This is a genomic window from Ruegeria sp. AD2(2025), assembly GCF_056542385.1.
In genome coordinates this window covers 80078-102651 of sequence record NZ_JBQFZS010000009.1, presented here as the reverse complement: position 1 = coordinate 102651, position 22574 = coordinate 80078, and the positions used below count along the sequence as shown (strand labels likewise).

The following is a 22574-nucleotide window of genomic DNA, read 5'->3' as shown; positions in this document are numbered from 1 at the left end:
GGAGAGTGTTGCGTTACAAAACCGGTGGCGACGATTCATCGATCTGAGAAAGCTGCATCGCGCCGAGCACATCCTGGGTTGTGCGGAAAAAGCTCTGCACGCGGTTCATGCGGGACAGATCGGGATGGGTCAGGATCCAAAGATCCAGCCGCCACGCCGCGGGATTGGTTGAAACGCATTCAAGATCGGGATTGGTCGCCGCCAGAAAATGCGGCAGATACCCCACCCCCATACCGCTGCGGATCGCAGTGAATTTGCCGATCAGGCTGTCATAGCGGATTTTGATCCGTGCATTGGGAAAACTCTCCTGCCGCCACTGATTGGTGGTGACATGTGCAATCGTGTGATCATCTCCGACCCAATCCAACTGCTCCAGCCCGCTGCCGCGACGCTTGACCACCACGTCTTTACGGCCATACACTCCGTAAGCGATTGATGCGATATGTTGCCCAACCAGATGGTCTGGCACTTTCTTAACCGCCCGCAGCGCGACATCGGCATCCCGCTTGGTCAAAGATGCAAATTGCGGCGAGATTGCCGTTTCGATTTCAATCGAAGGATAGCGTTGATGAAACGCGCGCAGTACCGGCACAAGCAAAGTCTGGGCGAGAAAATCTGACGTGGCCAGACGGATCGTCCCCGACAATCGCAAATCCTGTCCCGCAAGCTTGCGATAGGCCCCGTCCACCTGTTCCTCGATCTCTGCTGCGATCCGGGCCAATTCCTCGCCGGATTCTGTCGGCATATATCCCGAGGGCCGACGATCGAACAGCACAACGCCCATTCGGTACTCGAACGCGTTCAGCCGCCGCAGCACGGTTGCGTGGTGCAACCCCAAAAGACGCGCCGCCCCAGACAGACCGTGCCCATTGGCGATGGCCAGTACCAAACGTAAATCTTCCCAGTTCCGATCCCGCATGATCTGTGATGTCACCCTGTGTGGTTTTGCACAGGAATTGTCATAAATTTCGTTCTGGTCTGTCAATGATGCAAAAGCCAAGCTGTCCGGGACTCCGACCCAAAAAGGAAAACCCATGCCCGTCACGCTCTATGATGTTCCCCCATCCGGCCACTGCCATCGCGTCCGCCTTGCCGCCTCCCTCATGGGGGTCGACCTGACGCTCGTGCCCGTGATGGAAATGGAAGGCCAGCGTCAGGGGGACGAATATCTGGCGATCAACCCACTGGGACAGGTGCCCGCGATCAAGGACGGAGATTTTGTGCTGAACGATTCCATCGCAATCATCCGCTATCTCGCCAACACATATGCGCCGGATGCAGGCTGGATTCCGCAGGACGCTCAGGGCGAGGCGCGCATGGACGAATGGCTGGCCATCGCGGCGGGCACCCAGTTCCGGGGGCCCAATTCCGCCCGTTTGGTCAAACTGTTCGGGCTTGATCTGGATTATGACATGGCCGTCGCACAATCGGAAAAGCTGTTCAGGATGATGGAGGCTTACTTGCAGGGGCGTGCATGGCTGGCGGGCGATAGCCCCACACTGGCCGACATTGCCAACTACTCATACCTCGCCGTGGCGCATGAAGGTGGGCTTGATTTGAGCCCCTACCCCAATATCACCGCCTGGATGGAGCGCGTGCGTGGCCTGGAAGGGTTTGTCGAGATGGTGCTGAAAGAATGAGCACCCCGCACTCGATCTGGCATGAGGGTGAAAAACGACTGCACCGTGAGTTAGATATAGAAGAGAAGATGCAGTCGCGCGGGCAGAGGGTGGTACGTGACTACATGCCCGACCAACACCGCGACTTCTTTGCCCAGCTTCGCTTTGTCGTACTCAGCGCTGTCGATGCCGAGGGGCGAATCTGGCCCTTTCTGCGCACTGGTACACCAGGCTTCATGTCTTCACCCGATCCTCGGCATCTAAACATCACGTCGGCTTCGTTGCCGGGCGAGCCTGCAGACCTGCGGCTACACAAAGGTGCCAAGATCAGCGTGCTGGGTATTGAGGTGGAGACCAAACGGCGGAACCGGATGAACGGCACAGTCCGTCAGGTGGACGGCCATACGCTGCAGATCGAAGTAGATCAAAGCTTTGGCAACTGTCCGCGCTACATCCATATACGCGAGGCATGCGCCATGAACCCGGCGCAAGCTGGACAGGTCACCGAGACCAAGGCGTTCCAAGCAAAAGATATTACACAGATAACAAGCGCGGACATGTTGTTCATCGCCTCGCGCGCGCCCGATTTGACGGATGACCCCCGCGCCGGGGTGGATGTCAACCACCGGGGCGGCCTGCCTGGTTTTGTGAAAGTTCTAAGCGATCGCACTTTGGTTGTACCCGATTATGACGGCAATAATTTCTTCAACGCGTTTGGTAATATTCTACAGGACCCGCGCTGTGGCCTGCTTTTCCCGGATTTCGCATCAGGCGATGTTTTGACACTGCAAGGGCACGCCGAAGTCGTCATGAACGATCCAGCTGGGCGCACGGCCTATGGTTCGGAACGGTATCTGCGTTTCGAAACCGAGACTGTGCGGCGAACTGCCTATGTTATCCCTCTGCGCTACCAGCTGGTGGAAAACTCGCAGAATCCGCCTGAACCTCCGGGAGAAGCGAAATGATATACACACCGCCATGTGATCTGGGCGCAGTTGAAGCACGCGTTGAAATCAAAGCCGGTCGTCTCAGCGTGCGCGATTTGCTGGAAAGTTGCATCGCGCGGATTGAAACCGTCAATCCGAAGGTTAATGCAGTCGTCGCGACCGATTATGACGCCGCGCGCGCAACCGCTGATGCAATGGGCCGGACACGCACAGGTCAGGCCAACTTGCCCGCTCTGTTCGGGCTACCTGTTCTTGTGAAGGACCTGATTGAAACAAAGGGGCTGACCACAAGTTACGGTTCTTTATGTTTCCAAACCAATGTCCCTGATACTGACGGAGATATCGTTCGGCGTCTGCGCGAAGCGGGAGCTATCATTTTGGGCAAGACCAACACGCCCGAATTTGGCGCTGGGGCCAACACTTTCAACAAAGTTTATGGCGCTACCCGCAATCCCTACGACCCCACGCTGACATGCGGTGGTTCCTCAGGAGGGTCGGCGGTGGCCGTGGCATGCGGCATGGCCCCGCTGGCGATCGGTTCGGATTTTGGGGGGAGCCTGCGCATTCCCGCCTCGTTCTGCGGTGTCGTCGGCATGCGCCCGACACCCGGCCGCGTGCCGTGTTCCGCTCTGGCAGTTTGCAATTCCCCGCTCTGGACCGAAGGGCCAATGGCGCGTTCGGTGGAGGATGCCGCCCTATGCCTGTCGGCAATCGAAGGGGCCGAGCCCGGTGATCCAAGATCCGCTTCGCTCCCTTCGTCCAGCGCACTAGATTCTGTAGATCTGAATGACCTCCGCGTCGGAGTGTCGACGGATTTCGGGATCGCAACGCTCGACGATGAGGTTCGCGCCTTGGCTAATAACCGGCTGACTGTTCTTGCAGAACATTTTTCCGCAAAGCAGACCGTTACGCCCGATCTTTCAGCAGCCCCAAACGCATTTCGCGTGATACGTGTAACGGATGTATGTGCCACAGCTTACGAGCATGGCGTCGAAACCGACCCGAGACTTGGTGACAATATCTGCGCCAACCTTGCCGAAGCGGGCAGCATAACGCTGTCCGATGCTGCCCGCGCCACAGCGGAGCACTCGGAACTACTGCGCCGCTTTCAAGCAATTTTCAATGAGGTCGACGTCGTCCTTGCACCTGCAACCGGTGTATCCCCGTTTCCGGTTGATATGCCGTACCCAGAAACTATCAATGGTTTGAAACTAAATAACTATACCGCTTGGTATGCCCTGACCTGGGTGATTTCTCTGACCGGTTGTCCGGTCGTTTCGATACCCTGTGGAACTGACCACAATGGCCTCCCCTTTGGCATTCAAGTCATCGCGCCCCGCCACCAGGATAGCCTTGCTTTGTCAGTTGCTCAAAAACTGAGCAGTGCGATCAGTACATACGGTTTTGGGCGGACTCAGCAGCGCGTCTGACGCCTCACCAGAGGCTGCAATCACTCAAAATCAGTTGCACGCTTGCTTTAAAACTAGTTTTCCATAAAATAGAAAAATGTTCTGTTATACAGACCATCAATCAACGCCGTTTGACACAGTCGGGTTACCAACACCGGCCCGTGTCACACCGATGGGGAGCTAAAATGACCAACTACAGCAGACGCAATTTCCTTAAAACGACCGCTACCGCGGGTCTGGCAGCACCGATCATTGCCAATCCGGCGCTTGCAGGTACCAAGCACAAACTGACTTTCGGTCACACCTTCGGCCCCGCGACCGAAGCCTACATGATCACCGGACTTCAGCAGTTCAAACAGGCCGCCGAGAAATATGCGGATGGGGCGCTAGAGGTCGATATCCACAATGCCGGCAGCTTGGGCGGTCAAAACGTACTGCCACAAAAAGTGCTGACCAATGCGATCCAGGGCTGTCAGCTTTCAACCGGCAATTTTGTGGCCTACTCAGAGGTCTACAATATCCTCGACTTCCCGTTCCTGTTCCCGTCAAACGACAACTTCGAGGATGTGATCCAGACAGACGGGTTCCGCCAGTCTGACTTCATCGCCCGCCCTGCCTCCAGCGGGTTCCAGGTTGTACCGGGCATGTGGGCCAATGCCGGGTTCCGTGTTCTGGGCATTTCGAACAAGGTGGGCCGGACCGTACGCACGCCCGAAGATCTGGCAGGCCTCAAAGTCCGCACCAACGGAACGCGGGTGGAGGATGTGATGTTCAAGCTGACGTCAGCCAGTCCCGTATCCATCGCCTGGGCCGAGGCCTATCAGGCGATGCAACAAGGCGCTGCCGACGCACTCAGCGTCGGGCTTGGCCCGCTGACCGCAACCAAGATCCACGAAACGCTCAGCAGTGCGACGATGTATGAGCTGAACTTTAACTGCCATATCACGGTGCTTTCGAAACGCTGGTTCGACGGGCTTGAACCAGAGGTGCAAGAGGCGATCATGCGCGCTGGCGAGGAAAGCTATGCCTATCAGCGCGAAAAACAACTTCAGGCCAATCAGGATATGGTCAAGCTCTGGACCGATAGCGGGATCGAAGTGATCCAGCTTTCGCCCGATGAGAAGAGACTCTGGATCGACACGATGGGTCACCAGCGCCCAGAATATGAAGATCTGAAAGAGGCGTTCGGGCGCGACGCGCTGAACACCGTTCTCGACCTGCAGGGCCAGGTCTGAGTCCCGCCGCAGAAAGCAGATTGCCCGGCTGTCCTCCGTTTGTCAGCCGGGCACCTGCATCAGGTATCCAATGACACACACTTTATCCCGCTTCCTCCGTTTCCTCGATGGCCCGGCCATCAGCGCCATCGTTGTATTGGCTTACGCCTATTTCTTTCTGATCATCCTGGCCGAGGTCTGTCTGCGTTACTTCCTGTCGCATTCTACCCCGTGGGGCGAGATGACGGCACGCTATGCCTTTGTCTATTTCGCCTATTTCGCGGCAGCTGAAGCCTTTCGGCACGATGAACATATTCGCATTGATCTTATCCCTCAGCGTTTGGGTCCACGTGCCCGGATGATCCTTGAGAGCTACATCGATCTGCTCTGCGTCGGAATCGCCTGTGCCGTAATCTGGTATTCGGTCGAGTTGATGTCGATTCAGCGCATGGCGAACATCCGTATGCACAGCCTGCCGCTAAATCTGTCTTGGGCACAGGCCGCATTACCGCTGGGTTGGGGCCTGATGCTGATCCGAATTGCGCAACGCGCACATCGCCGCTGGCAAAAGGCAGGCGAGGTGAACAAAGAGGCAATCATACATGAGTGACATTCACATCGCCTGGGCCGTCATCCTGCTGATGCTTGTGCATCTCGTGATTGGTTTGCCCCTGTTCATTGTATTGGCGGTCGGCTCACTGTCGCTTATGCTCCTGACTGGCGCCTATTCGCTGTCCAGTCTCGGCACCACGCTCTTTGACAGTCTAGACAGCTGGGCGCTTCTAGCTATGCCGCTGTTCATTCTGGCAGGCGAGACTATTTCGCGCGGGCGCATCGCGCGCGACCTTGTTGGCCTGGGTGAAGCGCTGGTGGGCTGGCTCCGCGGCGGGCTCGGCATGGCGACAATCTTTGGCTGCTTTTTCTTTGCGGGAACAAGCGGATCCAGTTCGGCAGATACGGCCACCATCGGCAAGATCATGGTGCCCGCGCTGCGCGAACGCGGATATGATTCTGGCTATGCGGCCTCGCTTGCTGCATCCGGCGGGATACTTGGCGTCATCGTGCCGCCCAGCCTGATTTTCATCGTCTACGGCATCGCAACCGGCACTTCGGTCGGGGATCTGTTCATCGCTGGGATTCTGCCGGGCCTGATGATCGCCGCCGGGCTTTGCGTCGCGAACTATTTTGTTTGCCTGTTTGGGAATTGGGGTGCGAATGAAAGGACTGCGTTTTCCGGTCGCGCACTGCTCAGGGCGATCTGGAATGCGCGCTATGGTTTCGGTGCACCGGCCGTCATTTTAGGTGGCATTTATGGCGGGTTTTTCACACCGACCGAAGCAGCCGCCGTTGCCGTCGCATATGTTTTCATTGTTGAACTGGTGTTGGTACGAGAAATCCGGTTCAGTGAGATTCCTTCGATTTTTCTTGCCGCATCGCGCACAACGGGCATTCTCGCGCCTATCATTGCGTTCTCGATCCTGTTTGGCGAGGTTCTGGCAGTCCTGCGCATCCCGGATGAACTGGTGTCAGCCTTTACCACGATGGGAACGGGCTTCACATTGTCAGTGGCACTGATTGTGGCCTTGCTTTTGATCGTCGGCTGCCTGCTGGAACCCATTGCAGCGATCCTGGTGATCATGCCAATCCTCTACCCAATTGGCGCGCAACTTGGGTTCGATCCAGTTCATTTCGGCGTCTTCGTGGTGTGTACACTGTCCGTGGGGTTCATCACGCCACCGGTTGGCATCAACCTCTTTGCGGCCTCAGCGGTTAGCGGAGTTGCATTCACGACCATCGCTATCCGGGCGATCCCTGCTTTTTCGATGCTGGTGCTGATCTGCTTCTGGTTGGCTTTTCTTCCTGATCTGGTGATTTGGTTTAGGTGATAATCGCCATCGCGACCCGTTCAGAGCCGAGGCACCCTCGTGAACAAGATGCTTTCTTGTAGGCGTAAGCACCGATTGCTCAAACCGCTCCTTTGCCATAAATGTACTACAAAACAGACCAATGGATGAGGCAGACATATGGACAAAGCCGTCGTCAAGGCATTCGGCCTCTTGGAAATTTTGTCACGGTCCGAAACCCCTTTGGGGGTCACCGAGATCTCCAACCTATCGGAACTTGGCAAAAGCAATGTTCACCGCCTGCTACAAACTTTGCAGACACTTGGCTATGTCCAGCAAACGCCCAGCAGCGACTACAAAGCAACGCTCAAAACCTGGGAACTGGGAAACGCGGTTATTTCTAGACTCAATCTCCGTGATCTTGCGCGAGGCTCCATGCGAGCTCTCTCGGAGGCAACAAGCGAAACGGTGCATCTTTCCGAGCTACACGGTTGCGAGGTACTCTATGTCGAAAAAATCGAAAGCCAAGAACCAGTGCGCGCCTACACTCAGCTCGGCGGTCGTGCACCGGCCCATTGCACGGCCACGGGAAAGGTGATGTTGGCCTACGCCGAGGAGGCGCAGGTCAAATCATGTCTAAACTCAGCAGAACAATTTACCGACAAAACGATTGCTCAACCGCGTAGCTTTGCTGATGAAGTCTCAGCGATCCGTCGCGATCGTTTTGCACTGAACGCCGGCGAGTGGCGCACTGACGTAATAGGCGTCGCCGCACCGATCTGCGACAATACCGGAGCGGTATGCGCCGCAATTGGCCTGTCTGCACCGGCCAGCCGCCTAACGATTGAGCGGCTTAGAGGATACGCGCCAATGCTCATTGAACACGCGGAGCGCATTTCGCGCGCGCTTGGATGTTCGCAGAAACAATGGCAAGCGCTTTGATCCGATTGGCAGATCGCTGATTCCTGTCCGACCTTCCAACGACTGGCTTCGGCGAACTGTCTGATGTCCAGTCAGCGTCCCACCTTCAGACATTGAACAAGAGGTATCTGTTGCAAACTTCTGGCTGTTGACGACGCCAGATGCCGCGGGTGAATAACTTTCGGTAAACCGTTCGCCTCAAGCGCACGAGCGAAGAACTTGGTCGAAGCCGCTTTGTTCCGGCGCTTGGATAGCATGAAATCCAGGGTTTTGCCGTGTTTATCGATCGCTCGGTAAAGATAAAGCCACTCGCCTTTCACTTTCACATACGTTTCATCCATCCGCCACGAACGGTCTGAGGGACGCTTTCTATACCGTGCTGTTTCAGCGATGAGGCCAGCTTATCGACCGACCCAACGGTTAAGCGTTGCATGATCCAGATCAACGCCACGTTCAGCCATGATTTCTTCCAGATCCCGGTATGAAACACCGTAGCGCAGGTAGAAGAAAACCGCGTGCAAGATCACGTCTTTAGGAAAATGCGCACCCTTAAATGAAATCGTCACGACCTGCTCCTGTCATATCGGGCCCGCGTTAACACAACTGCGTTCGATCTGACAGGTGGGACTGAGGTTGCGACAGAACCATCAAGGCTGATCACTGTGCTTTAGAATAAATTCTTTCTCAAAACTTCTAAGCTCGGCATGTGGCGGAGAACCTAAGTCTATCTCCTGGTAACGAGATACAGCCGACGGATGCCAATAGCCGGAATATGGCGCATCAAACGGGGCGCTACCAGGCCCCACCTCGAATTCCGAACTGAGCACCGAGGAAGATGCGACGACGTCGCCGATGCGTTCTTGCCATTTGGACTCGTTTGGATGCGACCCCTCGGCTGCGGATTTCAAAGCCTGATAGGCAATCTGGGTACTTTTTTCGGCACGATTCTTGAAACCTAGCCGTTGGCAGGTTGTCACGTGTCGCTTTAGGTAAAGATAGTAAGCTTTCTCAACCTGTCCCAGGGAAATCAAAGTTCGACCCGCTTCCTCCAACAGGCTGAGATAAGTTCGTATGGACCCGCCACTTCCCAACATAGAAGAATATGCGGCGTCCAAAATGATCTCGGCCGCAGATAGTTGTTCACGTTTACGACATACCGAAGCAAGCTGTATTTCAAACCCGAGTATACTGTGCGGGCGACCAGCCTGTCGTTCTCGTGCTGCATTAATCAGGCATACATCATGGGCAGCATCTAGATATACATCTACGGGCTTGGAGCTATCAGACGCCATCCCCAAACAAGCTTCGACAAAGATATGCCCCAAGCGCCCTGTCAGCCTGCTCAATTTTCGCAAACGAGCATAGCCCCGGTACAATGCTATCGCTGTCTCCAGTTAAAACTTCGCAACAGATCCCGCCGGACTAGCAAAAAACGGCGAAGCTTTGGGGCACCGCTGCGGCGATGCCCTGACGGTCACTTCCACAAAGACAGAATGACCGTGTTGATCCGTGTTCCGGCCTCCGCAAAGCTCTCTGGTGGAAGATCTGAGAATAGACCCCACAGACGGCCACCATTTGCTTTCTCGGCCCATCTGCAGAAAGCGAGGTGTTTTGGTGTTTCAGCAACAGCCGCGCTTACGGGAAGAACCGCTACAAGTCGGCCACCCTCTTTCTGTGGACCGTCATAAGTTCCCGACTCTCGGCGGTAGATTTTCTGAATCATATCAGGGCGCCGCGTCACGCATTTTCGACCCAAGCGTCAAGCATTTCTGACCCAGACCGGAACTGGCCGTTCCGACATGGCGCCGCGAAACCTGACTGTGAGCCCATTTTGCAAGAATGATGCGTTGCAGCCAATGCCTGCTTCGGAGGTGCATCGATGGTACCTCATGTCCAAGATCAGCAGACCGCATCAGCGCGGGTCTGGTCCCGAGCTTTTGTAGCCAGAAGAAAGCGGGTCCACAAAAGCGCTGCTGCGGCCAACAATCCGGTCGCTACACCGATCCATACTCCCAAAACGTCCAGCCTTTGTAGCTTGCCAAGCAAGAAAGCCAGAGGGATAGCGAGTCCCCAATAGCATACCACTGTGATGATCATTGGAATTTTGGTGTCCCTCATTCCGCGTAGAAGACCCATTGCGACAATCTGCATAGAATCCATCAACTGTGAAATCGCTGCTACGATCAACACGAGGCTTGCCAAGCCAAGTATGGCCGGAAACTTTGGATCATCAGCTCTGATGAAAAGCGATACCAGAGCTGGCGGAAACAACACAAAGACGCATGTGGTCAGCGCGACCACGCCAAAGGACAGTCCCGCCGAGGCGTAACCGACCCGGCGCATCATCACCAGGTCCTGGACCGAATGCGCCTGGCCCAACTTCGTCGTGGCAGCCTGGGAAACTGCAAGATGAACGATGAATGCGGCAGAAGTAATCTGAACGACGATCCCGTGGGAGGCCACCTGCAGTACCCCCATTGAACCGACAATAAGGGTGATCGCCGTGAACATTCCCAACTCGGCCAGATTAGACATTGCAATTGGCCAACTAAGATCGAAAACCCGCGCTATGGCCCTAAAGTCTGAGTGAAGAGTTTGGCTGACAGCAAACTGGTCGATCCGCTGAATACACACATATGTCGCAATAAAGCTGACACCATGGGACACAAGCGTAGCAAGGGCTGCTCCTCGGATTCCCATCTCTGGTGCACCCAAGTGACCGAAGATGAAGATCCAGTTAAGAAACGCATTAATCGGCAAAGCCGCGACCGAGACCCAAAAAACAATTTGGGTGCGCTCAAGCGCGGTGGCATGGCTACGCAAAGTCATGGTGAGAACAGCGGGGAGCAAGCCGGCGCCCGCCAGACGCAAGTACTTCTCGGCGTCAGCTGCAATCTGTGCGGGCTGGCCGAACCAAAGCAATATCGGTTCTGCGTGGTACAGCACAAACCAGGCCATAATGGAAAAGCCCGCCGAGAGAATGAGCCCCGCGGCAAGTGTCGTTGGGCGCTCATGACCGCCTTCACCGCTGCTGATCGCAAGCACAGCCGATGCAATGCCGCTTCCAATTGTGAAGAACAGAAACAGCATGGAGGTTCCGACAACAGCAGCAGCGAGAGCATCCACCGAGTACCGGCCCAGCATAACGGTATCAATAATCTGGACCGCGGTTTGCGCGGCCAGCCCTCCAACAAGCGGAAGGGCAATTGACATAAGTGATGCAGTGACGCTTCGGCGGTTCATTGGGGTATCCGTCATTTGCTGGGCCTGAAAAGTTCCTGAATCTAGGAGGAGTCGTGGTATCGCCTACAGATACCCGCTGGAACGGACGCTTGAGCTACCTGGTAACTGCCCGAGCGCACGACGGATGTCATCGTCCACAGATATGTTCGTGTGACCGACATATGCTCTCTCGTCGTAGTGATTGGCGTATGAAACGGGTTTGAGCCATTCATCACGGGTATGAGAGCGCATTAGGCCCCAGCCCGGATAGAGATACGCTGACGGCAAAACGGCCACCTTCTCTGCTCCGGCATCCTCGGACAGATAGCCCAAAATTGCTTTGGTAAATGCGATCGGTCCCGTACGCCGCACAACAAGCTTGTCGATAGCGTTGCGAATTCGCAGCGCTTCGTTTTCATCACATGCCTCGGACGCAAGCCGCTGACGATAGTTGTCGATCTGATTATTCAGTCCAGCTATTTGTTTCCGTTGCCACCAGAGCATCAACAAATAAGACAAGAGCACTTCGGAATGACGACGCGCACCGGCCATGGCGGTATTGATGTACCCCTGTGGTTCCATACAAGCGACAAAGTCAAACGGCTGGATAAGGGACGCAAAAGGCTTAATGCACTCGGTGTCGTTGATGTCGAGATAGACGCCACCGTACAGATACAGGATTGTAAATTTCAGGACATCCGATCTGATCCCCACATTTGGGGACTCCGCGAATTCGAGGATCACATTCAGAATATCTTGATAGGTAACGCCGACCTCGGATCCTGTACGGTCGCTTAGCTTCAAGAATCGATCAGGGCGAAAATGACGCTTTGCATCAATCCTGAGCTGATCCATCGGAATGACTCTCAGGCGTTCCGATATCCCAAGTTCTCGCGCATATTCGCGAAGTTCCTCAATATTGAGAGCGTCCTCGGATTCTGCGTCGGTCCAGATCCAGTACTCGAACGCATCTTCGTTTTCCCGCAACCAACTCTTGGCCCGGGCAAGATGGCTCTTGCGCAGTTTTGCCACCGGTTTTCCAAACTCCGCGGAAATCCAGACGAAATGGAAAATATGGGGAATGGTCCCGCTGACCTCTGCTTTCTCCAGCCGCTCCCGTGCGCCGACCCAATGCTGGTGCAGCAGGTCGATCTGATTGCGCAAGGTCGGTAAGAAAAATGGTTTCAGTGCCTGATTTGACGAGAAAACGCCTTCAATGTCCTCGTCAATTTCGGCTTCGCCAGAGTCTCTCAACCGCTGCGGGGAGAGGCCTGACAACCAGTGGAAATCTCGCATCTTTGACCGAAACCACGGGTGCCCGTCAGGTTCATCGGAATCGGAGTAGACAAAGACGCTGCTCACCTCACCCGTCAGATATTGTGCGCAACGTAGGTCGTTGTTTGCATTGGCAAGTTGAATTTTTTGCCGCGAACCTGGAAAAACTTCTTCGCCACCGCTTTCAATGGTCAGAGACTGCCCGTCGATCCTCAGATTGATCGGCAGAGAGGAAAGATTGAAAAACTGACAATAAAGGCTGTCGGTGCCCGGAACAATTTGCACATTAGATTCCATGTTTGCTACCTCAGATGAATGTCCAGACCAAGTGTTTCTCTGATGCCGACCTCTGAGGATCTGGTTCGCCAGCCGGGCGATACATCGTGAAACAGCGGGCTGTTTGAATCGCACTGCAAAACCCATTCGCCCACGGCCAATTCGATCGTCGACAGCGGAACCAGCACCCCGTCTTGGGCTAGATAGGTTTGGCTGATGAATCCTGACACATTGTCTCGCCGTACGACAAATGCTGGCACGATGAAGTCCGCACCATCCTGATGGATCCCTTCTGGCGCGCCTTCGCCCAGTCCTCGCGCCGTGCAGTGAAGCTGAACATGGTGGACAAAAATCTCAGCCTTGAAAACATTACTTCTGAGATGGGCGATTTCGACTAGTGCTGACTGGATCAACCCGGCCAGTACCGGGCATTCCCGAAGCTCTTGCCCGATAGGTGGAAACTTTCGAAGCGCCGGGTAAAAGTCGGTTGCCGACTGGGCAAAGTCGCTGGCACCCTGCCAATTTAAAACCCAGCCCTCGGCCCCTTGAGCCGCGCAAACGCGCCCGAGGGCGCGTTTGCGCCGAGGGGCAATATCGTCAAAGTAAGCACGTTGCAGTCCACCAAGAAGCTCTCTTGCAGTTCCTAACTGTGTTTCCGTTAGGAGCGCGCCGGGTGTGCATTCAGAAAGGAAGGACTGCATCTTGCTGTTGGTTTTTGACGTTTCGGTCAGAAACTCAACGCGTCGCCTGTCACATTCGTATAAGTCCCATTCAAGTGCTTCAACTGATCGTTCACAGCTGGTTTGGATATCTGTCAAAGACAGATTGATCATCCTCAAATCAAATTTCTTTTCAAGAAAATGCCCGTAATTTCCAACTTCATCTAACATCTGCCTCTCCCAAAATTCACGAAAACGGTTCCCCTATAAGTAACCGAATGACTGGTCGATACGTGATTTACGTGTTATTTCTCCATGCAGAAATCAGCCAAGATGGACAAAACGCTATGAGCCTGGGACGATTATCGCATTTTGGGTCATCGCTCCATGCCACTCGCTCCGCGCTATCGATCATTGCCTCCGGAGTGCAGACCGTTGAGTCGGTGATTTCAGAGAGAACCTTGAAGGAACATTGCTTGGTCTTTGTTGAAAGCGGCTCAGGGTTCATGCGGTCGGGCGAGGGCGCAGCGATACCCGTCGTCGGCCCGGCACTGATTTTTCTGGTTGCCGACTTGCGACACACCTATGGCCCGACCTCCTCAGGATCATGGCATGAGCGCTGGGTATTGTTCGATGGTGTGCTTGTAGACGAATTCTTCGACAACGCTCTGCTATCCCGGCAGAGGCCGGTGTTGCAGCTTGGTGACCCAGCAGAAACGCGACGATTGTTTGCTGATCTTCATTCTCGGCCCCGAGGCAGTTCCCGGATTGGCGAGATGAATGCTGCTCTGGATCTACATGCGTTGTTGGTGAAATGTGCTATGTTGGAACGGCAGGTCACCGCTCAAGAGAGTGCCTGCAGAATTGAAGAGCTGATCAACTGGATACAAGACAATGCAGGTGAAGAGCTTTGTATCGAGAGCATAGCTGAAGAATTCGAGGTAGCGCTTTCGACACTGCGCCGCCGATGCATCGAGCTTACCGGTGTATCACCAAAAAAGCTGCAGACCGCAGTACGCCTCGCCCGAGCGAAGGAGCTTTTGGTCGAGACCGATGCACCGATCTCGAAGATTGCTGAAACCACAGGGTTCTCTGATCCATATTATTTTTCAAGGGTATTTTCTGGACGCAACAATTGCTCACCGACCGAGTTCCGTCGTCTACACCGACGAAGTTGAATCGGTTGCTAAGCCAACCTTCATCCATACTTTTGTGATCATAAACAGTACGGCTATTTCAGAGCGAACACGTGATGCCGAGATTAGTTGTAATGGTTCAGTGTTTTAAGCGCCGGAAACGTCGTGCATTGCAAAGATATCGTAAGTACCTGCAGAAACACTTTCGTACCGGCCATCAAGGGACAAGAAAGAAAGGACTTAGAACGTCAGGCGAATTCGACATTCACATCAAAACTGATGCTGGTGTCAGCATGGTAGAAGCCGAAAAGAACAGTTGGCAAACGAGACGCTCCGTGAATCTCAGCACAATCTATTAGAAAAAATGAAGAGGTTGTGTACACTTAAGGTATATTTCCAAGGAGGATTTGATGCCGAGAATTCGCTACGCCAAAGGCCCCGTGGTCTACTTGTACGATCGCAACGACCCCCAAAAGAAATCATCTAAAAGGCGTAAACAGCTTCTGTGGGGTGACTGGCTGAGGGTCGGTGATCCAATCGATAGTGATTGGTTTGAAGTCAACTGGGGAAAAAACACGTTCGCAATACACAAGGATGACTTTCAGGAAGAAAGGCTCCTGGAAATCATTTTTCTGGATGTGGGACAGGGCGACGGGTGTATTTTGACTACGCCAGGCACAGGGAACGACGAAAGGATCATGATCGTCGACGCAGGGGATCGCGACAACATGATGCGGTTCCTGAACTGGCGTTTCCGTGACTTTAAGAAAGAGTTCAAATTTCATGCAGCGATTGTCACCCATCCGGACGCCGATCACTACCGCGGCTTCCAGCCTATTTTTGAACATGAGAAAATTGCATTCGAGAAAGTGTATCACAACGGAATAATCGAACGAAAAGCACCCTCCAAAAAGCTGAGGCTCGGAGAGATCGAAGACGGTTTTGTCACGGATTTGAGACCTGATACCAACAGCCTCCGGCAGCTTTTACAGGACGAAGCCAACCGCGGTAGAACACACTTTCCAAAGCTGATGTGGACAGCGCTGGACAGTGGCCGGGTTGGTGCGATCGAGATGGTGTCGACCAAGCATGGCACGCAAGAAGACGACAAAAGCTGGCTGCCGGGCTTTGCTCCATCCGACAATCCGGAGCTAACAATCGAAATTCTGGGTCCGGTGGTGCAAGAAGCTCCTAATGGCAAGGACGGGCTTCGCATTTTCGGCAGTACGTTCACGTCCAGATCGATGGATAACGGCAAAACCAAAAACGGCCACTCGGTGTTGATGCGCTTGAGCTACCGAGGTCTGAATGTGCTTTTTGGCGGCGATCTAAATTCTCCGGCGGAAACTTTCCTGACACGTCACTACGGCAACAACGGAAAGAAACCGACCAGTTCGCAAATTCCAGGAATGATCGAAAGAGCCGCAGAACGCTTTTCTGTCGATCTGATGAAATGCTGCCATCACGGGTCGTCGGATGTTACCGACGAGTTTCTGGAAGCAACTGCCCCTGCGGCCTACGTCGTATCTTCTGGTGACGAGGAAAGTCATGTTCATCCGCGACCAGACCTTCTTGGTCTACTGGGCCGAAAAGGCTCGGGCGACAGGCCTCTCATTCTTTGCACGGAAATCCTCCGTTCAACGCGCGAGCGCGAAGACCCGGAATTGCGACCACGGCTGGAAAAGATCAACGATTTGCTTGTGAGAGAAGAGGATGACGAGGAGAAAATCGAGAAACTAGAGGCAGAGCGCGACAAGATTCTCGATCAGCTTTTCAAGCGCAACGTTGGTGTTTACGGCGCTATAAATCTGCGTACCGACGGCCGCCGTGCAGTGGTGGCCTTTCGAAACGAAAAAGGATCAGACACCAAACGTTGGTTCTACTACGAACTGGAACAGGACGTTAACTCGGGACGCTTTCTTCCCAAAGAGGCGGGGCACTGAGCTCGGCCTCTTTGCCGGCCGCTGTAACAAGCGTCAAGTTTCATGAAGGAGCTCGAAGGAGATCCGGAAACACAGTGCCCTGCGGTCTGTATTGATGGGGAGACTGTGGCCCCCGGAAGCACTGTTGAGGCAGCACCATCTTTGCTGCCTTTGCAGTTTTCTTGCTTGCGGGACGTTAGGCATCGGCGCGATACCTTGATTATCGTCCCGCTCCAACGATTAACTCGTAGTATACCGTGTGCGTGGCATCATAGTGCTCGCAAAATAACCTCGAAGGCGGGATCTGTTGCGAAGTTTTGACTGGAGACAGCGATAGCATTGTACCGGGGCTAAGCGGCCAGCTCTGCAAACTGCCGAAACGGACAGACTCCGGGCGTGATTTGACCTTTGCGGATCATGTGTGCCACTTCGATTCCCTCGAGAGTTGCCGCCGTTGAAGCGAACGCCTTGAATCTTAGCATGGGTCTGATCTTTCGTTTGATGAAACGATGGTCCTGTTCCACGATGTTGTTAAGGTATTTCCGCCTTACCATCTCAATCGAGATCGGGCAGCCAAAGCCTTTCAGCATTTTGTTGACCGCCTTGAACCCCACATCAGAGACCACTATTCCGCTGCACCACGGACTCATTTCTATCTACGCTGCGGCAAAAGGATTGCTGTAAATGCAGGTGCAATTCAACGAGCGCCTCAGGTAGGGTGTTACTGTCGTGGCTCCCTGCAAGACGCAACCTTATCCTGACATTCAATACTGGAGTTGCGGTTTCCGAGATGCGGGACTTTTCCCCTGTTCACCTTCGGTCATCAGATGGCTGCAACCAGCCCAGAGGGGATAGCTTCTCGAATGGTTTGATAAATGCTCAGAACAAGCAGCTTGCCTTTAAAGGGTGCGTCACTGGCTTACCCATGCTCAAAGCGCCCTTCCGCTACCATTTTCACTGAATATAGCGTCGGAGTTCTTTCTCACGGTCACGCGCGAGTTCGATCTTGCAAGAGTCTATTCCGATACTAGTTCCTGACCCACCTCCAAAGGACGCGCCAACATACTCGCATTGAGCATCACGATAGGCCTGCCACGCGGCCTGCGAAGCTTCTAATGCGGGAGCCGCAACTTCGCGTCCTGTGACAGCATCGAGTTCTTCGGCGGAAGCAGCAGCGAAACCCAAGAAAACCTCAAGCGATGCATCTGCCTTGCGAGGTTTTGTTGCAAAGATTTGAGCCCGCTGAGTTGTTTCAGAAATCGTTTGTGAGTCAGGTGGCGAGCTCAGCGAACTGCTGAAATGGGCAGAGTCCGGGCGTGAGCTGTCCCTTGCGGATCATGTGCGCCCCTTCTATTCCGTCGAGCGTTGCCGCTGCTGAAGCGAAGGCCTTGAACCCCAGCATTGGCCGCGTGCGTCTCTTGATGAATCGGTGGTCCTGTTCCACGATATTATTCAAGTATTTCCGCCTCACCATCTCAATTGGGATCGGGCAGCCCAGGCCTTTGAGCATTTTGTTGACGGCCTTGATGCCGGCGGTGTTGGCACCGCTCTTGTCGATCACATTCCTCCTCGGCAATCCATTGATCTCCAGCATCCTGGCGAAGAACTTGGTGGCGGCTGGTTTGTTTCGACGTCGTGAAAGCATGAAATCAAGGGTCTTGCCGTGCTTGTCGACAGCTCGATAGAGGCAAACCCACGCGCCTTTCACTTTGATGTAAGTTTCGTCCATTCTCCACGAACGATCACATGGCCCTTTGCGGCGACGTGCTACCTCAGCGATTGCACCAGAATACCGTGTTACCCATCGGTTTAGCGTGGTGTGGTCCACCGAAACACCGCGCTCGGCCATGATTTCTTCCAGATCCCGGTAAGACACACCGTATCGGACATAGAAAAACACCGCGAACAGGATCACATCCTTCGGATATTGCGCGCCTTTGAAGGAAATCATGAACGGACTTTCGACTGACTCTGCCGAAAGTCATTCACCCGCAGCATCTGACGTCGTCAACATCCAAAAGTTTGCAACAGATCATGTGAGAGTCGCTAAAGCCGAAGAAAAGATTTGAAGCCGAGCATCGGGTGGATTCGTCTTTTGATGATGGGTAATACAGAATTGATATTTTCGCTGCATGGAATATCCTTCGCCTGCTTGACACGCAAAATATTACGCTTTTGATCGTTACTTTTGGTGTGCTATCAAACCTCTATTATGTCCGATAAGTATCCCTTATCATGTTTTATTGATATTGCCGGGAAAAGGGCGCAGAACAGGCTTTATGAAGCCCCCTGCCCCATACCTCCCAGCCGCTTCCCCGGCCCTGTCTCAGGCGGATCAGGACGCGCTGACCGACCTTTATGTCCGCGGCACGCCAGCAAACACGTTGAGGGCTTATGAGCGGGATCTGATCTATGTCACAGCGTGGAAATCTGCCCGGTTCAGCGCCGCATTGCACTGGCCCGAGTCCGAGGCTACCGCACTGGCCTTCATTCTCGATCACGCCCGCGATCTAAATGACGCGGCACCAGATGATCACGCCCGCCGAACCGCGGAGGCACTGATCGCGCAAGGGCTGCGCAAGTCGCTGGCCTGCCCGGCTCCGTCGACGCTGGACCGGCGCATCGCCTCCTGGCTGGCGTTTCACCGGATGAAGAACCTCGCCAGCCCGTTTGATGCGCCCCAGGTGAAACAGGCCCGGTCCAAGGCCCGTCGTGCGGCAGCCCGGCCCCCTGCCCCAAAGTCGCAGCACCCGATTACTCGGGATATTCTGGAGCAGCTGCTGGCCACCTGCCGGGGCTCGCGTCGCGATTGCCGCGACCGGGCTTTGCTGATGCTGGGCTGGGCCAGCGGCGGGCGCCGGCGGTCGGAAATCACCGGACTGATGCGCGAGGATGTCAGCCTGAAATCGTTCGAAAAGGAAGGTCTGGTCTGGCTCTCGCTGCTGGAAACCAAGACCACCCAAAAGAGCGAGACGCCTCGGCTGGTGCTCAAGGGTCGCGCGGCCCAGGCGCTGGTGCATTGGATCGAGGTCAGCGGGATCGAGAACGGCCCGCTGTTCCGCCCCATCTCCAAAGCCGACCGCGTTCTGAACCGCCGCCTATCCCCGGATGCAATTGCACAGATCGTCAAACACCGGTTGAGGTTGGCCGGTCTGCCGCAGGATTTTGCCTCACCCCACGGGCTGCGCTCGGGCTTCCTGACGCAAGCGGCGCTGGACGGCGCCCCGATCCAGGCCGCCATGCGCCTGTCCCTACACCGTTCCATGGCTCAGGCGCAGAAGTATTATGACGATGTCGATATTGCAGAGAACCCGGCAGCGGATTTGTTGGGGTGAGGTCAGCAACGGTTCAATTGATCCGCCACCCCATCATTTGTTTGATCAACGCTTTCATCTCCCCATAGGTCAGAACCTGAAAAGATGTAACTACAGGGACAATTCGTCAGCTGAGCGACTCTGCAGTCAAAATGGACACCCGCCCTGCCCTAACACGCCGGACAATGTGTCGAAACCTGCCAAGAGCACCCACCTATCCGGTCCCAAAATGCCTTACGGCTTTGTTCCTAATTGAGGCTCCCGCCTGTAATTTATGCAAGTAGCGGCTGCTTTATTATACGAGTTGTAGATCGTCGCTTAGTCAAAATAAAACAACGCACTGGATGCCTGATTGCCCTTAAATGCGAGCTCTGAGATCGAGTTCGGACTAGCAACCTGCTGTCACTAATCGCCTTTGGAGTGCTACAAGCGCCCTGGAGTTAACAGCTGTTAACTCCAGGGCGCTTGTGTTGGTTGCAAAACGGTCCACAAGTTATTGATTTTTCTCTTGACATGAATCGGAATACGAGTGCCTAAATGTACTCGAGTTGCGCAACCATACAAAAATGAGCAGGAAAACTGCAACTATGTTACAGACCACTCCCATTGCTGCGAATACGCAGTCTCACGTTACACGTGAAATCTCTGATCGTCTACAAGTTGCACTGACGACCCACTTAACTCAGGCGTATTCTCCCGAGTTGTCAAAGACCCTACGTCTCTTCAGTGCGACAGAAGTAGCCGACCTGTTTGGCACAACCGGACAGTTCCTTAGAAAAGGCCATGCTGAGGGTTCTCTTCCAGAGCCGGAAGTCAACAAGAATGGTCGGCGCTTTTACTCCGGAGCTGAGGTTTCGGCGATGCGCCAGATCCTTGAGGGCAGCTCCAGAAAGCCAGGAAAATACCTGCCCGGTCGTCGCGATGGCGACCGGCTTCAGGTCATTCAACTTATGAACTTCAAAGGCGGTAGCGCAAAGTCCACTTCGGCCATTCACCTATGTCACTATCTTGCGCTTCAAGGTTATCGCGTTCTGGCGATCGACCTTGACCCGCAGGGCAGCTTGACCGGATTCTGCGGTATTCAGCCCGAGATCGAATTTGAGGGTAACTCGATCTATGATGCTTTACGCTACGAGGATCCGGTCCCGATGTCCGATTGCATTCGGGCCACTTATTTCCCGGGTTTGGATCTTTCCCCCGCCCAGTTGATCTTGTCAGAGTTTGAAACAGAAACCGCTGTCTACGCCCGAAAAGGTGTCCCCTTTTATAATCGGCTCGCTAACGCAATCGAGACGGTTGAGGCAGACTATGATGTTATCATTATCGATAGCCCGCCTTCTTTGGGCTTCCTGACGCTGGCGGGATTGTTCGCGGCAACGTCTGTGATTGTGCCGCTAACACCGAGCATGTTGGACGTAGCCTCCACCCAGCAGTTTCTGGAAATGACTTCCGCGTACCTTGAAGAGTTTGAAAATTCCGGGATTCCGATCGTCCATGACAATTTCCAGTTTCTGATAACACGGGATGACCCCTCAGATACCCCGTCTCAGCAAATTGTCAGCCTGATGCGGGCGTTGTTTCAGGATCGGGTGATCGGTGCAACTGCGCTACGAAGCACTGCCATTGCTGATGCCGCGATGCTGAAAATGACGATGTACGAAGTCATTCGATCAGAAATGACGCGGTCGACCTATGACCGCGCCCGCTCGAGCATGGATGCTGTCGGGCACGAAGTTTCAAACATGATTCAAACCGCGTGGGGCCGTTGAAATGGCACTTAAACAAAACAAAACCAGCATGGCTGCGGCGATTGCAGCGGCAGCTGGAAACCCGCCAATTCCACCTACAAAGACGGAACGCGCCAATGCAGCACTTCCACGTGGTACGATTGCATCGGTCCGTGTTGGAGCCGGTGGTATCCAAGACATCGATACCTCACTCATTTTGCCCTGGGGCCCGAAAGACAGGCTTGGGATCGAGTTAACACCTGTTAACTCTGACGCCGAGGCGTACGTCGATTCAGCTGTTCTGGACCTTGCTGAAAGCATCAAGGACGCAGGAGGCCAACAGGTTCCCGTCCTGTTGCGTCCTTCCGAGGAAGTCGACGGTCACTTCGAGGTTATCTACGGCCGCCGTCGCATCTTAGCTTGTCAGCACCTAAACCAGCCAGTTCGCGCGCTGGTAAGGACGCTTGATGATAAGGAAGCGCTTCAGGCAAAGGGTCTGGAGAACTCTTCCCGGGTTGACCTCAGCTATTACGAGAGAGCCCGGTTCGCACGCGAAATTCTAAACCAGGGGTATGACCGCTCGGAAGCGATCACAGCGCTAGCGATTTCCAAGAACACGCTGTCACAGTTGGAGCGAGTCACAAACGATATTCCGGACGATCTCGGGGATATGATTGGCCCAGCACCGAAATCCGGGCGACCCAAATGGACAGCACTCGCCGATGCGTTGCGGAAAGGGGTGATAACAGCGGACAAGGCTAAGAAACTCCTGGAAACGCTCAACGTTGCTAATTCAGACGATCGGTTAAACGGGCTCCTAGGCAGCTTGACTCCTAAGAAAGAAGCACAGGAAGTCCGACCGGCGCCCGACATTGTTATCAAGACCAGCAATTCTGCGGTGAACATGACGATCAAAAGGGCCGGGGACAATGAAGCGTACACTAGCTGGCTTTCGGACAACCTTGGTCAACTCATTCAAGATTCCTACGGGCGTTTCAAAGAAAGCGCCGAGGACTAAGCGAGTTAACAGGTGTTAACTCTACATGAGGTAACGAGCAAAGAGGAGAAAAGCAAAAAAGAAACCCCCGA

General features: G+C 54.4%; 19 protein-coding genes and 2 pseudogenes. 12 read left to right on the top strand and 9 right to left on the bottom strand.

The window, feature by feature from the left end; translation table 11 throughout:
• Positions 1 to 13 precede the first annotated feature (13 nt).
• On the bottom strand, positions 14 to 919 hold the full coding sequence (locus ACR1XV_RS16755) for a LysR family transcriptional regulator (RefSeq protein WP_480533387.1): 906 nt from the start codon (positions 917 to 919) through the stop codon (positions 14 to 16).
• Positions 920 to 1034: 115 nt separating this feature from the next.
• Here ACR1XV_RS16755 and ACR1XV_RS16750 point away from each other — a divergent pair, with 115 nt between their 5' ends.
• From ACR1XV_RS16750 to ACR1XV_RS16720, 7 genes are all read left to right on the top strand, one after another.
• The gene (locus ACR1XV_RS16750; RefSeq protein WP_480533385.1) at positions 1035 to 1640 is read left to right on the top strand and encodes a glutathione S-transferase family protein; all 606 of its coding nucleotides are present in this window, start codon (positions 1035 to 1037) and stop codon (positions 1638 to 1640) included.
• Positions 1637 to 2584, top strand: a complete 948-nt coding sequence (locus ACR1XV_RS16745; protein ID WP_480533383.1) for a hypothetical protein — start codon at positions 1637 to 1639, stop codon at positions 2582 to 2584. The genes ACR1XV_RS16750 and ACR1XV_RS16745 overlap by 4 nt, the downstream gene beginning before the upstream one ends.
• On the top strand, positions 2581 to 3996 hold the full coding sequence (locus tag ACR1XV_RS16740) for an amidase (protein WP_480533380.1): 1416 nt from the start codon (positions 2581 to 2583) through the stop codon (positions 3994 to 3996). The genes ACR1XV_RS16745 and ACR1XV_RS16740 overlap by 4 nt, the downstream gene beginning before the upstream one ends.
• Before the next feature lie 164 nt (positions 3997 to 4160).
• The gene (locus tag ACR1XV_RS16735) at positions 4161 to 5210 is read left to right on the top strand and encodes a TRAP transporter substrate-binding protein (protein ID WP_480533378.1); all 1050 of its coding nucleotides are present in this window, start codon (positions 4161 to 4163) and stop codon (positions 5208 to 5210) included.
• Between the two features lie 70 nt (positions 5211 to 5280).
• Positions 5281 to 5799 carry a TRAP transporter small permease gene (locus ACR1XV_RS16730; RefSeq protein ID WP_480533376.1) on the top strand — a complete coding sequence of 173 codons (519 nt, stop codon included), beginning with the start codon at positions 5281 to 5283 and terminating at the stop codon, positions 5797 to 5799.
• Positions 5792 to 7075, top strand: a complete 1284-nt coding sequence (locus ACR1XV_RS16725; RefSeq protein WP_480533374.1) for a TRAP transporter large permease — start codon at positions 5792 to 5794, stop codon at positions 7073 to 7075. The genes ACR1XV_RS16730 and ACR1XV_RS16725 overlap by 8 nt, the downstream gene beginning before the upstream one ends.
• Positions 7076 to 7213: 138 nt before the next feature.
• Positions 7214 to 7975: an IclR family transcriptional regulator gene (locus ACR1XV_RS16720; protein WP_480533372.1), complete on the top strand. Its 762-nt coding sequence runs from the start codon at positions 7214 to 7216 to the stop codon at positions 7973 to 7975.
• Between the two features lie 152 nt (positions 7976 to 8127).
• On the opposite strand, the pseudogene ACR1XV_RS16715 reads toward ACR1XV_RS16720, so the two are convergent.
• From ACR1XV_RS16715 to ACR1XV_RS16695, 5 genes and pseudogenes are all read right to left on the bottom strand, one after another.
• Positions 8128 to 8520: pseudogene (locus ACR1XV_RS16715) on the bottom strand (IS6 family transposase); the annotation flags it as partial.
• 81 nt (positions 8521 to 8601) lie between these two features.
• Positions 8602 to 9279: a hypothetical protein gene (locus ACR1XV_RS16710; protein ID WP_480533370.1), complete on the bottom strand. Its 678-nt coding sequence runs from the start codon at positions 9277 to 9279 to the stop codon at positions 8602 to 8604.
• A gap of 574 nt (positions 9280 to 9853) precedes the next feature.
• Positions 9854 to 11197, bottom strand: a complete 1344-nt coding sequence (locus ACR1XV_RS16705; RefSeq protein ID WP_480533368.1) for an MATE family efflux transporter — start codon at positions 11195 to 11197, stop codon at positions 9854 to 9856.
• A gap of 63 nt (positions 11198 to 11260) precedes the next feature.
• Positions 11261 to 12748 carry a glycosyltransferase gene (locus tag ACR1XV_RS16700; protein ID WP_480533366.1) on the bottom strand — a complete coding sequence of 496 codons (1488 nt, stop codon included), beginning with the start codon at positions 12746 to 12748 and terminating at the stop codon, positions 11261 to 11263.
• Positions 12749 to 12753: 5 nt separating this feature from the next.
• A complete protein-coding gene (locus tag ACR1XV_RS16695) occupies positions 12754 to 13617 on the bottom strand; it encodes a 2OG-Fe dioxygenase family protein (RefSeq protein ID WP_480533364.1) in 864 nt (287 codons plus the stop codon).
• A gap of 47 nt (positions 13618 to 13664) precedes the next feature.
• On the opposite strand from ACR1XV_RS16695, the gene ACR1XV_RS16690 reads away from it, so the two are divergent.
• Both ACR1XV_RS16690 and ACR1XV_RS16685 read left to right on the top strand, forming a co-directional pair.
• The gene (locus ACR1XV_RS16690; protein ID WP_480533362.1) at positions 13665 to 14564 is read left to right on the top strand and encodes a helix-turn-helix domain-containing protein; all 900 of its coding nucleotides are present in this window, start codon (positions 13665 to 13667) and stop codon (positions 14562 to 14564) included.
• Between the two features lie 368 nt (positions 14565 to 14932).
• Entirely contained in the window at positions 14933 to 16465 is a 1533-nt protein-coding gene (locus ACR1XV_RS16685; RefSeq protein ID WP_480533360.1) for a ComEC/Rec2 family competence protein, read from the top strand.
• A gap of 329 nt (positions 16466 to 16794) precedes the next feature.
• Here the strand turns inward: ACR1XV_RS16685 and ACR1XV_RS16680 are convergent.
• The 3 genes and pseudogenes from ACR1XV_RS16680 to ACR1XV_RS16670 all read right to left on the bottom strand — a co-directional run.
• Positions 16795 to 17055, bottom strand: a pseudogene (locus ACR1XV_RS16680) (DDE-type integrase/transposase/recombinase); the annotation flags it as partial.
• 343 nt (positions 17056 to 17398) lie between these two features.
• Complete coding sequence (locus tag ACR1XV_RS16675; RefSeq protein ID WP_480533552.1) at positions 17399 to 17704, bottom strand: lysozyme inhibitor LprI family protein; 306 nt, start codon at positions 17702 to 17704, stop codon at positions 17399 to 17401.
• Between the two features lie 10 nt (positions 17705 to 17714).
• Positions 17715 to 18395 (bottom strand): IS6 family transposase, encoded by a 681-nt coding sequence (locus ACR1XV_RS16670; RefSeq protein WP_480533358.1) that lies wholly within the window; start codon positions 18393 to 18395, stop codon positions 17715 to 17717.
• Between the two features lie 328 nt (positions 18396 to 18723).
• Between ACR1XV_RS16670 and ACR1XV_RS16665 the strand changes: the two genes are divergently transcribed.
• From ACR1XV_RS16665 to ACR1XV_RS16655, 3 genes are all read left to right on the top strand, one after another.
• On the top strand, positions 18724 to 19779 hold the full coding sequence (locus ACR1XV_RS16665; RefSeq protein ID WP_480533356.1) for a tyrosine-type recombinase/integrase: 1056 nt from the start codon (positions 18724 to 18726) through the stop codon (positions 19777 to 19779).
• A gap of 566 nt (positions 19780 to 20345) precedes the next feature.
• A complete protein-coding gene (gene repA / locus ACR1XV_RS16660; RefSeq protein ID WP_480533354.1) occupies positions 20346 to 21527 on the top strand; it encodes a plasmid partitioning protein RepA in 1182 nt (393 codons plus the stop codon).
• 1 nt (position 21528) lies between these two features.
• Positions 21529 to 22503, top strand: a complete 975-nt coding sequence (locus ACR1XV_RS16655) for a ParB/RepB/Spo0J family partition protein (protein ID WP_480533352.1) — start codon at positions 21529 to 21531, stop codon at positions 22501 to 22503.
• Positions 22504 to 22574: the final 71 nt, after the last annotated feature.

Excerpts from the sequence above, each read along its gene's own strand:
- ACR1XV_RS16755 (WP_480533387.1), bottom strand. The coding sequence starts at position 919 with ATGCGGGATCGGAACTGGGAAGATTTACGTTTGGTACTGGCCATCGCC.
- ACR1XV_RS16750 (WP_480533385.1), top strand. The coding sequence starts at position 1,035 with ATGCCCGTCACGCTCTATGATGTTCCCCCATCCGGCCACTGCCATCGC.
- ACR1XV_RS16745 (WP_480533383.1), top strand. The coding sequence starts at position 1,637 with ATGAGCACCCCGCACTCGATCTGGCATGAGGGTGAAAAACGACTGCAC.
- ACR1XV_RS16740 (WP_480533380.1), top strand. The coding sequence starts at position 2,581 with ATGATATACACACCGCCATGTGATCTGGGCGCAGTTGAAGCACGCGTT.
- ACR1XV_RS16735 (WP_480533378.1), top strand. The coding sequence starts at position 4,161 with ATGACCAACTACAGCAGACGCAATTTCCTTAAAACGACCGCTACCGCG.
- ACR1XV_RS16730 (WP_480533376.1), top strand. The coding sequence starts at position 5,281 with ATGACACACACTTTATCCCGCTTCCTCCGTTTCCTCGATGGCCCGGCC.
- ACR1XV_RS16725 (WP_480533374.1), top strand. The coding sequence starts at position 5,792 with ATGAGTGACATTCACATCGCCTGGGCCGTCATCCTGCTGATGCTTGTG.
- ACR1XV_RS16720 (WP_480533372.1), top strand. The coding sequence starts at position 7,214 with ATGGACAAAGCCGTCGTCAAGGCATTCGGCCTCTTGGAAATTTTGTCA.
- ACR1XV_RS16705 (WP_480533368.1), bottom strand. The coding sequence starts at position 11,197 with ATGAACCGCCGAAGCGTCACTGCATCACTTATGTCAATTGCCCTTCCG.
- ACR1XV_RS16700 (WP_480533366.1), bottom strand. The coding sequence starts at position 12,748 with ATGGAATCTAATGTGCAAATTGTTCCGGGCACCGACAGCCTTTATTGT.
- ACR1XV_RS16695 (WP_480533364.1), bottom strand. The coding sequence starts at position 13,617 with ATGTTAGATGAAGTTGGAAATTACGGGCATTTTCTTGAAAAGAAATTT.
- ACR1XV_RS16690 (WP_480533362.1), top strand. The coding sequence starts at position 13,665 with ATGACTGGTCGATACGTGATTTACGTGTTATTTCTCCATGCAGAAATC.
- ACR1XV_RS16685 (WP_480533360.1), top strand. The coding sequence starts at position 14,933 with ATGCCGAGAATTCGCTACGCCAAAGGCCCCGTGGTCTACTTGTACGAT.
- ACR1XV_RS16670 (WP_480533358.1), bottom strand. The coding sequence starts at position 18,395 with ATGATTTCCTTCAAAGGCGCGCAATATCCGAAGGATGTGATCCTGTTC.
- ACR1XV_RS16665 (WP_480533356.1), top strand. The coding sequence starts at position 18,724 with ATGAAGCCCCCTGCCCCATACCTCCCAGCCGCTTCCCCGGCCCTGTCT.
- repA (WP_480533354.1), top strand. The coding sequence starts at position 20,346 with ATGTTACAGACCACTCCCATTGCTGCGAATACGCAGTCTCACGTTACA.
- ACR1XV_RS16655 (WP_480533352.1), top strand. The coding sequence starts at position 21,529 with ATGGCACTTAAACAAAACAAAACCAGCATGGCTGCGGCGATTGCAGCG.